The 10593-nt window shown below is 41.5% G+C and carries 13 protein-coding genes; 4 read left to right on the top strand and 9 right to left on the bottom strand.

Annotation, left to right across the window (positions count from 1 at the left end; translation table 11 throughout):
• Positions 1 to 113: 113 nt before the first annotated feature.
• The gene (locus V7K38_RS16260) at positions 114 to 293 is read left to right on the top strand and encodes a peptidoglycan-binding domain-containing protein (RefSeq protein WP_334859299.1); all 180 of its coding nucleotides are present in this window, start codon (positions 114 to 116) and stop codon (positions 291 to 293) included.
• Positions 294 to 353: 60 nt separating this feature from the next.
• On the opposite strand, the gene V7K38_RS16255 is transcribed toward V7K38_RS16260, so the two are convergent.
• From V7K38_RS16255 to rpiA, 3 genes are all read right to left on the bottom strand, one after another.
• Positions 354 to 665 carry an SDR family NAD(P)-dependent oxidoreductase gene (locus tag V7K38_RS16255; protein WP_334859296.1) on the bottom strand — a complete coding sequence of 104 codons (312 nt, stop codon included), beginning with the start codon at positions 663 to 665 and terminating at the stop codon, positions 354 to 356.
• Between the two features lie 18 nt (positions 666 to 683).
• Entirely contained in the window at positions 684 to 1502 is an 819-nt protein-coding gene (locus V7K38_RS16250) for an NADPH-dependent oxidoreductase (RefSeq protein WP_334859294.1), read from the bottom strand.
• Between the two features lie 367 nt (positions 1503 to 1869).
• Entirely contained in the window at positions 1870 to 2577 is a 708-nt protein-coding gene (rpiA, locus tag V7K38_RS16245) for a ribose-5-phosphate isomerase RpiA (RefSeq protein ID WP_334859292.1), read from the bottom strand.
• Between the two features lie 192 nt (positions 2578 to 2769).
• Between rpiA and V7K38_RS16240 the strand changes: the two genes are divergently transcribed.
• Both V7K38_RS16240 and V7K38_RS16235 read left to right on the top strand, forming a co-directional pair.
• Positions 2770 to 3246, top strand: coding sequence for a hypothetical protein (locus V7K38_RS16240; protein ID WP_334859291.1), 477 nt, complete (start codon positions 2770 to 2772; stop codon positions 3244 to 3246).
• 250 nt (positions 3247 to 3496) lie between these two features.
• Entirely contained in the window at positions 3497 to 4162 is a 666-nt protein-coding gene (locus V7K38_RS16235; protein ID WP_334859289.1) for an S-layer homology domain-containing protein, read from the top strand.
• 172 nt (positions 4163 to 4334) lie between these two features.
• Here V7K38_RS16235 and V7K38_RS16230 read toward each other — a convergent pair whose 3' ends face one another.
• Positions 4335 to 5585 (bottom strand): hypothetical protein, encoded by a 1251-nt coding sequence (locus V7K38_RS16230; protein WP_334859286.1) that lies wholly within the window; start codon positions 5583 to 5585, stop codon positions 4335 to 4337.
• A 406-nt stretch (positions 5586 to 5991) separates the two neighbouring features.
• On the opposite strand from V7K38_RS16230, the gene V7K38_RS16225 reads away from it, so the two are divergent.
• Positions 5992 to 6612, top strand: a complete 621-nt coding sequence (locus V7K38_RS16225) for a CBS domain-containing protein (RefSeq protein WP_334859284.1) — start codon at positions 5992 to 5994, stop codon at positions 6610 to 6612.
• A 124-nt stretch (positions 6613 to 6736) separates the two neighbouring features.
• On the opposite strand, the gene V7K38_RS16220 is transcribed toward V7K38_RS16225, so the two are convergent.
• The 5 genes from V7K38_RS16220 to V7K38_RS16200 form a co-directional block, all read right to left on the bottom strand.
• Positions 6737 to 7852: an LptF/LptG family permease gene (locus tag V7K38_RS16220; RefSeq protein ID WP_334859282.1), complete on the bottom strand. Its 1116-nt coding sequence runs from the start codon at positions 7850 to 7852 to the stop codon at positions 6737 to 6739.
• 345 nt (positions 7853 to 8197) lie between these two features.
• Positions 8198 to 8926: an LPS export ABC transporter ATP-binding protein gene (gene lptB, locus V7K38_RS16215; protein ID WP_334859280.1), complete on the bottom strand. Its 729-nt coding sequence runs from the start codon at positions 8924 to 8926 to the stop codon at positions 8198 to 8200.
• A gap of 30 nt (positions 8927 to 8956) precedes the next feature.
• Positions 8957 to 9454 (bottom strand): LptA/OstA family protein, encoded by a 498-nt coding sequence (locus tag V7K38_RS16210; protein WP_334859278.1) that lies wholly within the window; start codon positions 9452 to 9454, stop codon positions 8957 to 8959.
• A 233-nt stretch (positions 9455 to 9687) separates the two neighbouring features.
• Positions 9688 to 10080 (bottom strand): DUF309 domain-containing protein, encoded by a 393-nt coding sequence (locus V7K38_RS16205; protein ID WP_334859276.1) that lies wholly within the window; start codon positions 10078 to 10080, stop codon positions 9688 to 9690.
• Entirely contained in the window at positions 10077 to 10442 is a 366-nt protein-coding gene (locus V7K38_RS16200; RefSeq protein WP_174713643.1) for a ferredoxin thioredoxin reductase catalytic beta subunit, read from the bottom strand. Before V7K38_RS16200 ends, V7K38_RS16205 begins: the two co-directional genes overlap by 4 nt.
• Positions 10443 to 10593 lie beyond the last annotated feature (151 nt).

The raw sequence follows: 10593 nt of genomic DNA, 5'->3' as shown, positions 1-10593 counted from the left end.
GGGAAGCGTTATTCGGCTAAAGTCTTCTTCCCATCCTTTTGCTTGGTCTTTGATACCTGAATAACCGCCTACCCCGAATTATTGAGGGGATACTATTTCTCAGTCAACCATTTATGCAAGGAGATGACGTACTCGCTCTCCAAAAAGCACTTTTACACAAGGGTTTTAACGTCAAGATAGATGGTATATTTGGTTTGGCTACTGATGTTGCTGTAACAGCATTTCAAAGAAGCCAAAACTTAATCGCCGATGGAATTTCTGGTTCTGGAACTCGAAAAGCACTTGGGTTGTAAAACTTGAGAAAAATTTGGTAAAATCCCCCAAGCTTCAGATATATTTCTTACTTTTGCCTTCTAGCTGAAACAATAAGTACCTGCGGGTGGGCCTCCGGCGTTGGTAACGAGGATATCCAACCCGCCGAATTTCTCTACTGTGGCATTAATTAGCCGCTCAATATCTGCTTGATTGGTAACGTCTGCACGCAGAGATAGCACTTCTGCACTTGTTTCGCTGGCAATCTGGGTAACAGTACTGTAAATTAACTTACTATGGGCGCAGATGGCAACTTTTGCACCCTCACGGGCAAATTGTCTTGTTGTAGCTTTGCCCAAACCTTTACTAGCATCTGTTACTAAGGTAACTTTGCCACGGAGTTGCAAATCCATAATCTTGATTCTTCTTGTTTACAGTAACTTGAAGCCGAGTTTATTAAGAACTTCACGCAAGCGATCGCGTCCTTTCAATGATTCAACAGTGGCGATCCTTTGGGCTGAGTGTTCTGACCAATCACCAGCAACATTCATCTGTTGTTCAGTATAGAATTCTTTGATGATGTTATTGTAATGAGCGATCGCTTCTTCTTGATCCGCCAATTTATAAGTTTCACGGTGCAGCACAGCTGATTGTGGCAACCTTGGCTTAATCGCTGCTTCTACCTCTGGATTTGGATAGCCTACACATAACCCAAATACAGCATACACAGAGGAGGGCAAATTCAATATCTCTGCTACCTCTTGCGGATGGTTGCGAATTCCGCCGATATATACTGTTCCTAAACCGAGTGACTCGGCTGCGACTGTTGCGTTTTGTGCTGCCAAAGCTGCATCAACTGTTGCCGTCAAAAACATTTCCAAATATTCCAGCGCATCGTGAGATATGCCGCGACTGTCAGCAACGTAACTTAAACGCGCTAAGTCTGCTAACCAAACCAAGAATAAAGGAACCTGTTTAATATGTGCTTGGTTCCCCGCTAATTTAGATAATTGCTCTTTGCGTTCTCGATCTTCAACTGCTACCACACTCCAGGTTTGCAAATTCGAGGAAGTAGATGCAGATTGGGCGGCTGCAATTAGCAACTCCAGAGTTCCCAGTGGTAGAGGATCGGATAAATAAGACCTGATAGAACGGTGAGATAATAGCGTTGTCAGAGAATCATTCCATTCTTCGGGATTGAAGGGAATTTCACCGTAGCGCGATTGCAGTAGTTCTGTAGGATTAGTCATAATCAACTCCTAGATTTTCAGATATTTTATTAGACTTGTCCGAAAATTTAAAAAGCAGTCTGTACCTGGCTTTGAGATAGCTTAAGCACAAGCCAGAGTTAACGGAGTTATGAGGGCTAGAGATAGTTAGTGATAGTATAGCCCGATAAAAATGCTGATGATTAGTTCATAACGTACCTGCTTTTAAAAACTAAGATAAGGTTGGTAGAATTAGATAACCAAGAACTATATTAATACTATAAACTTATAGGTTTACCGGAGTATATAAATAAATTCAGGGAAAGTGACATAATTAATTTTGGAGATTTCATAGCTTAATTTTGGATTTTAGATGTCTCTGAAATCTAAAATCCAAAATCTATAACTTTTACAGTTGCCGCACTAATGGCTGACCATCTTTGACTTCACCAATCAAAACTAAATCGACACAGTTAACAAAAATACCATTTTCCAGAACGCCGGGAATGTTATTCAATGTCTTTTCTAGGCTGGCTGGATCTTCAATAGAGTCAAATCTGACATCTAAGACAAAGTTACCTTGGTCAGTAATCACTGGGCCAGCTTTTTTTACACCCATGCGGAGTTCTGGTTTACCACCAAGTTTTTTAATGGCATTGGTAACAGGAGTAATCGCCATTGGAATTACTTCTACGGGTACAGGGAAACTAGAACCCAAGCGGTCTACTAATTTACCACTATCTACAACGACGATAAACTGTTCTGCCAAGTAATCTACGACTTTTTCGCGGGTATGTGCTGCACCACCGCCTTTAATCAAATTCTTCTGCGCATCGACTTCATCTGCCCCATCAATGGCAATATCAATGTGGTCAATAGCATCCAAAGTGGCGAGAGGGATACCGTACTGCTTCGCCAGCACTTCTGACTGAAAAGAGGTAGGTATACCAATGATATCTTTGAGTTCACCAGTTTTTAGGCGATCGCCTAAAAACTGAATCGTATATGCTGTAGTTGACCCCGTACCCAACCCAACGATGGAACCTGATTTTACCAGGGCGGCGGCGGCTTTGCCAACTTCTTGCTTCATCAACTTTACGGGATCTGTTGCTGTCATTCCCAAAACTCCTGAAAAACTGACTATAGTCCATAGTAGTGGGCAGATAACCTCAAAAGATGAAAGCTAAAAAACAAGTTTTTGCTAATTTCTACTTCCTTTTTTAGAAACTTATAAAAAATAAAACATTCTAGTGTCCGGGACAGAGGAGATCATTTATGTAATACTATTGTATAGTAATATACTAAACTTATGAAACCCCCCCAGCATACTGCTCTTACCTTTGAAAAACTTTTCGCTGAGATTGACCCCAAAGTAGCAAATACTTTCACCGTAGAGCAATTAGAAGCCATCAAAAGGGGTTTTAGCTCTCCTGCTTGGACTCGTCATTCTTTAAATATAAGAGTTTCAGTGCCAATTCCCGGATTAAGGTTTTATCTGGTGTTGCTAGCAGGTTCAGAACGTCGTTCTCAAGTGCGTTTACGCTCTGAAAAAGGTTTATATCCTTTTTGGACTCCTGTAAATATTTTGTTCATTATAGGTTTTCTAAGCATTCTCTCGGTTTCTGGCTATACTATATTTTCTTTTATATTGTCTTCACTTACTCACCTATCTAGCAATTACCCAACTTCAATTCCTTGGATTTCCGATAAATCAGAATGTGAACACACTGGTAGAATTTGGCGTGATGGGAAATGCTGGGATTCTGAACACAATCCTAATTTTTAAAGCTACACCCTATGTCGCTACGCAACATTGCCCAGCCTAAATTCGTCACCAACTGAGTTAGGGACTTGCAGAAAATAAATTATCCCAAATTATTTGCATATTTGTAGGGGCGCAAGTCCTTCCGCCCCTACAATAGGATATTTTTTTTAACAGGAAGTCCCTTACAGGTTATTAAAAACACCAAATTTTGCGTTAACCTCAGTAACGTAGTTTTTGAAATTCTCGTTAGCGGCTAAAAGTGGTTATGGTGATGCGTCAGCTTTCAATTACTCTATCTTTAATGGCACTACTACAAAATTTACCAGCAATTGCTCAAGTGCCAGAAACTCCTTCGGGAATCCCATCTGATTCCATTCAACAAGTGATTGCTGCTAAATGGATGACAAACTTTTCTGATGGCAAGTTTTATCCAGAAAGATTACTGAGTCGGGCCGAATTAGCGTCAATTATGGTAAAAGCATTTCGGCTTGATAAAAGACAAGCTGTGAGTAAAGAAAATTTAGCTATTCCAGATGTTCCTCGTTCTTATTGGGCTTTTAATGATATACAGACAGTCTTAAAAACTGACATCATGAAAGGCTATCGCGGTAATGAATTTTTCCCTAATCAAAAAGTGACAAAGGCGGAGGCTCTGGCTATTTTCGCTCAGGCTTATGGTGTATTTCAGTTTCCCGATGAGGCTGTGAATGAGATTCTGGCTTCATATCCAGATGAAAAGTCTATCCCAACTTGGGCTAGAAAAGCGATCGCTACAGTAGCTACTGAGGGATTTCTCAATACAGATGCTCAAGGCAATATTTCTCCATTAAAACCCATTACCCGTGGAGAGATGGCTTATGTATTAAATAAATATTTACAACGACAACAAAGACAACCCGAAACACCAGAAGTTCCGACTATCCCAAATAGCCCATAATCGCCTTAAGTAGGTTGGTGCAATTAAAGCTAATAAGTGCGGGCTGTCATTTGTCCTTTATCATTGGTCATTGGTAGGAGTTTTAAACCTGTTTACGTTTCGTAACATAGTTGGATTTATTTCCGCCGACTTACTGAGTTAGACTTTATCCAGTTAAGCGATCTGCTGACAATCAGTTTTGACCCGGACTTCTATACTTGTCTCGAAGCTGGCGAAGATATAAGGAATTAGACTGTGTTGGTTGCTGCTGCCCATAATTCCCATAATTAGACTGTGATGGTTGCGTCGGCTGCTGCAAGCCATAATTCCCATAATTAGATTGTGGTGGTTGCATTGGCTGCTGTAAGCCATAATTCCCATTTATAGGGGTAACAACGCCTTGATTAGGAATCTGGCTAGAGTAAGGTGAAATATTACTCGGTGCGGTAGAGGTGACTGGGGACGTTACTGGTGCTACATTAGGCAATACCTGACCGTTATTTAAATTATTGTAGGGATTTTGCGGTAAGTTTGTACCCGTTGACGTGTAACTTGTACCAGTATTTAACCCAGTATTAGGTAATACCTGACCGTTATTTAAATTATTAGAGGGATTTTGTTGCAAGTTTGTATTCGTTGACGTGTAGCCCGTCGCCGGAGTTGAACCAGTAACTGGTAAAGAATTCTGACTGGTTAAGCTGTTGATAGGTGGTGTTAGAGTTGTTTTTGAGTCAGAGACTTGGCCCAAACCATTTGGCACAGTTGGATTACCATTGAAGCTTGATAGCTTCTGATTTGTCGATTGGTTGAGTGCTGCTTGCAGAGGGCTGATGGAGACAGAATTTTGATTTTTGTTAGTTTGATTGGTAAATCCAATTCCCAGATTGGAAGATGTTTGTTCCTCGCCTGTTGCTTCAGACGGCGCATTGAAGCTCTTGAAACCGAGAAACTGATTATTGTTATCAGCTGTCCCAGCCCGCAATAAATTTTCTGTTTGTACAACAAAGGGATTTTTCGCAATTGGGGAGGTGTCGCCATTAACGCCTGAAGCCGGATTTAATTTGGCAGCACTAGTAGAGTTTTGTTTATTAATTACATCCTCTAATAAGCTTTTACTCTCAGTATCTTTTGCCTTTTCATTGGGGGTATTTGGCGGTAGTGAAAGACTTGCTTGCTCAAAGTCATTAAACAAAACTGGTAGGTTATCAATATCTGCTGCGATCGCTCTGTTTTCTTGTGAAAGAGAAGAATCAACAGGCGTTTGGGAAGCAACTTGGTTTTTTTGCTTATAAGCGAAAATGTCTGGATTTGACCAGTATTCCCAAGTTACTAGCCCTAGTACAGATAAAAAAATTGCAGTTACCCAAAAACCAGGTCGTCCTAAATTCAATAATCTGGCTTTGAGATAGCGTAAGTAGGCGGGAGGATAATCAGGATGTGACATGGGATTCGTAATTGAAATTTACTCAGAATCAGGCAAATTTGATGGGATTTGAAGATATTGCTGTTTAATGCTTTTACTTTCCTCAACAGGAAATATCTCAACTGAACTTGGATAGTAATTTCATCCTAACTTCTCTATCAGTTATTAGTCATTATCAATGGACATGTAGTAGTCAAAAATTTACTTTTTAGCGGCTGGAGTACTTTGGCAAGATTTTCTAGAAAGTAGGGCATTGGTCACATTCGATAACATCACGAGTTGAGAGTTGTTCTAAGTTTATTGTTGTAGCTGGACAAAAGTTCGATTTTTTACTTTCTAGTTAGCAAACTGTAGGCTGCAATACTTCGATACATACGCCTCTGAGGGCGCTGTGCAGCACCCTACTATTTACCAGGAGACTACAGCAATGATGAAAGCTGAAGATATCATGACCAAAAACGTAGTTACTATTCGCGGTTCAGCGACTGTTGCTGAAGCAGTGGGGCTGATGAAAGAAAAAAAATTGCGGGCGCTAGTTGTAGATATTCGCCACGAAAATGATGCTTATGGTATTGTCACAGAAACGGATATTGTCTATAAGGTAACAGCCTACGGGAAAGATCCAAATCAAGTGCGGGTTTACGAGATCATGAGCAAGCCTTGCGTAGTGGTAAATCCTGATTTAGGTGTAGAATATGTAGCGCGGTTATTTGCTAACACGGGTATTCATCGGGCCCCTGTGATTCAAGGCAAGCTGTTAGGCATTATCTCAATTACCGACATTTTGACCAAAAGCGACTTTGTGGAAGCCCCAAAAGCGCTACTGCTGGAGGAGAGAATTCAAAAAGCAATTGAACAGTCTCGCGCTATTTGCACCGAACAAGGTGCTTATTCTAAAGCCTGTGCAGCCGCTTGGGATGAAGTAGAAGAACTCCAGGCAGAAGCTGCTCATCAGAAAGCTGAGGGTATGATATCAGCCAAAGTTTCTTTTGAAGAATACTGTAAGGAAAACCCAAATGCACCGCAATGTCGAAATTATCATCCGTAATTAAAGTAGGGAATGGGGGAGAAGCAAGGGAGCAGGGGGAGCAGGGGACAAGGTGACTTGAGTGAAAACTTAAACAAGTCTTTCTCATTCCCAATGCCCAATTCCCTCTAAAGAATTATCCCCCTTAGCGTTTGGCAACTCGTATCAATAAGAATAGACCTATTCCCAAAAAAAGAAAGTTGGGCAACCAAGCTCCCATAAAGGGAGAAAGGGAACCTGTTTGTGCGATCGCACCAGTAATGAAGAAAATTAAGTAGTAGGAAAATATAACTACAACGCTAATCCCAAAGCTGGTACCTCTTCCAGTTCTCTGGGGTATGCTTCCCATAGCTGCACCGACTAAGCCAAAAACTACACATACAAAGGGTAAGGAGATTTTTTGTTGAATTCGCACTTCGAGTTTACGAATTTTTTGGCGATCGCCACCAAGATATTCTACTTGTAGTTGATCTAGTGCTTCAGCAATATTCATCTCCCCATAGTCTCGGCTTTTTTCTGCCAGACTTAGTGGTGTGCGTGGGAGTTGCAGTTGTTGGTGTTCAAATCTGATAATGTTGCGATAGGAGCGATCGGCTGCAACAAAATAGATCGTACCGTTGTAAAAATCCCAGATATTTTGGGAAGGATTCCATTGGGCAGATTCTGACACCACAATTTGATTCAGATTTTTTGTTGAGCGGTCTATAATCGTCAAACCTTTCATCCGCTTACCATCAAATTGGTCAGCATAAAATAAGCGTGACAATATTCTATTTTTAGAACCATCCGCCTGGGTAACATCCTGGTATTCAGGATAGAAAATATTTTGCTGTTTGAAAGTTGGCTTGTCTGATTTGAGGGCTTTGTCCAGAGTCATCGCCGCTTGGTAATTTGCTGCTGGTGCAATTTGTTCGTTAAACACAAATGTCATTCCTGTAACCACAAGACTTAACATCACAGCAGTTAGTACTATGCGATAGACGCTGACTCCACAACCACGTAGGGCAATTAGTTCACTGTCGCTAGAAAGACGACTATAGGTCATCAAAGTAGCTAACAGGGTAGACATGGGGAAGGCTAAAACAATAAAGTTAGGAAACTTTAGCAAAAAAACCTGAATGGCAATGTCTATGGGTAGCCCAGATTCTACGATTTTTCTGACTAGATCAAATACAGCATCAATAGTGACACCAAGTGATGAAAATGCTCCGACACCAAAAAAAAACGGCGCTATCAATTCGCTAGTAAGGTAACGATCCATGATCGTAAAAGGTAGCAGCGAATAGAGATTGTAGAAAGACGGGAAATTCTTTGAGATCATAAGCAATTTGAAATTTGCAACACTGGTGGAGGCAGGGGGCAGGGGGCAGGGGGCAGGGAGCAGGAGGTAGAAGTAAAATAGTCTTCATATTTTGTGTTGAAGTCTAAGTTGTGTACTTCACTTAATTGCAAACTGCTGTATTTGCCGTATTTAGGATAAAAGTTTAATTCAGTTTAATTCTCAATGGCTGAAGAAGCGGAATGAATGAAATAAATTAATCAATTGATAATTACAATTAAATATAAAAATAGCCTTTGACAAATTATTAACTAAATAATTGTGAATTTAGACTTGAAAATTATCTCCTAAATAATATTGTCGAACTAAGGGATTGCTGTAGAGTTCGTCAGCACCGCCAAAAGCGAGAATTTGTCCTTCGCGCATGATGTAGGCGCGATCGGTGATGGCGAGGGTTTCGCGGACATTATGATCTGTAATTAAGATTCCCATGCCGCGATCGCGCAGTTCGGCGACAATGTGCTGAATTTCTGAAACTGCGATCGGATCGACTCCCGCAAATGGTTCATCCAAAAGTAAAAATTTTGGCCCTTCTAGTCCAGCAGCTAAAGACCTCGCTAATTCCGTCCGCCGCCGCTCACCACCAGAAAGTTGAATTCCTTTACTATTGGCTAATTTTTCTAACCGAAATTCCCGCAGTAAAGTTGTGAGTCGCCTTGACCATTCCCGTCGTGGCACATTCGTTTGCTCCAACACCAACAGAATATTATCCTGTACCGAGAGTTGGCGGAAAACACTTGGTTCTTGTGCGAGATAGCCAATACCCAATCGCGCCCTTTTGTGCATTGGCATTACCGTAACGTCCAGATTACCCAACCAAACTTTTCCTTGATTGGGTTTTTCTAAACCCGTGGCAATGTAAAAAGTCGTCGTTTTACCAGCCCCATTGGGGCCGAGTAAACCAACAATTTCCCCCTGACCAACAGAAAGATTAACCCGATTGACAATTACTCGCTTGCCGTAAGATTTGTGAATATTCTCTAAAACAATTTTCACGCTAGAAGCACCCTTTCTTGGTGGTAAATGCTAATTAGAAGGCTTCAAAGGTGGTGTCTTTGGCGCAGGTGTAGCAGTTTGTCCAGCATTATCTGATTCCTGAATCATGTAGATAGACTCCACCTGACGGTTGGATTGAGGTAGAGCAACAAATCGCCCTTCATCAATTAAATACGTTACCTTCTCTGCCCGGATACTGTTACCGCCCTGTTGCAAAATATAGACGTTACCACTGAAATCAATTCGGCGCTCTTTACTAAAGTACTGTGCTTGGGCAGATGTTGCCTGAATCTGACGAGAAGGATACAACATTTGCACATTACCGCGAGCGGTGACTACTTGATTTTTGGCATCATATTCTTGCACATCAGCGCGGATGGTGAGGGCGCGATTGTCTTTAGATGTTTGTGCAGTAGCGGTTTGCAGTTGGCTAGGGAAGGTAAAAGCGCCCAAGAGTGCAACTGGCAGCATTAAAGCTAATCCAAAGCGACGGAACTGTGACATGGGCAATTGATAGCAGGGCATCATAGCAATTAAGAATTTAGGATTTCAGCTTGCATTCTAATTATCTCAAGTACTTTATCCAGATTATGAAATATACAATCTGGAGTGATTTCCGATAACTACTGGCTGAAATAGTGACGCTACCCCGAACCTCAAGGTTTCAGGTAATTGGCATCTGAGTGAAAATGACGTAGGCACAATTCATAAATTGTGCCTACGAAGGATTTCGAGCAAGGCATAATTAATTTACCAGATGTCTAATCAGTAGATAGCACAATTTTAGGCAAAGATAAAACTTTATTTTCACCCAGATCGCCAGATGTAATCTTATCTGGCCCTATTTGTTGTAATGTCGTCAACAATGCTGCGCTCTGACTCAATAGCTCATCTACATCAACGCCGCCGTAACTAGATGGGTAACGCCGTAAGCGATTGCCACCTTCACCCAGTAGAATTACTGCACCTCGCCAGTTACGATTCTCCAAATGATACAGCGCCACAGAAATTTGGAGAATGCCTTGATAAAAGGTTTTTTCTGGTTCACTGGCTTCAATCCACAAAGCCTCTAAAGTGTCATGACAGGCGTAAAACTGACCAGAATTGAACTGTTCTACGCCTTGCCAAAACTCTTGGGGGATAGTTTCACTCATCCCATGCTGTCTCGGACTTCTTTAATTGTTTCGAGAGAGATGTCTTGTTTTTCTCCAGCAAACTCGTTGTCAGAGGTGAGGAATAACATGCAATGGCACTCTTTGCGTTCTCTCATTGGCACACAAGGGCAGTTCCAATACGTGGCGTGGACTTCAGCCTCTTTATCTTCGTAATGGCGACAGGGACATAAAGGCGCACCTAGTTCGTCTTTATGTTTGGCTAGTCCTTCAATCACAACTGCGGTAACAGAAGGTTCAGAACAGAAGTATGTTCCAGTCCGCTTGGCGTATTGTTCGGAAAAATGCCGCATTGCCTCTAGGCTTCTATCGCTGGATTTTGTGTTATGTTCTGATGTGATCATGTCGCTCATAATTTAAATATTTCTTTGCATTGTACCTCAGCCTTATGTAGGGATTACTGGGTGTATTTCCCCAACCTTATCAGGCCAGATTGTTTTACCTTTGCTCAAAGGCTGATATGTCCGGTGTGCTGGGATCAAACAAAATTTCAGA

Origin of the sequence: Nostoc sp., from assembly GCF_036917465.1 — a bacterium.
In the GTDB taxonomy this organism is placed as follows: Bacteria; Cyanobacteriota; Cyanobacteriia; order Cyanobacteriales; family Nostocaceae; genus Nostoc.
The sequence above is the reverse complement of the archived record's forward strand: the minus strand, read 5'-3'. Positions and strand labels throughout refer to the sequence as shown.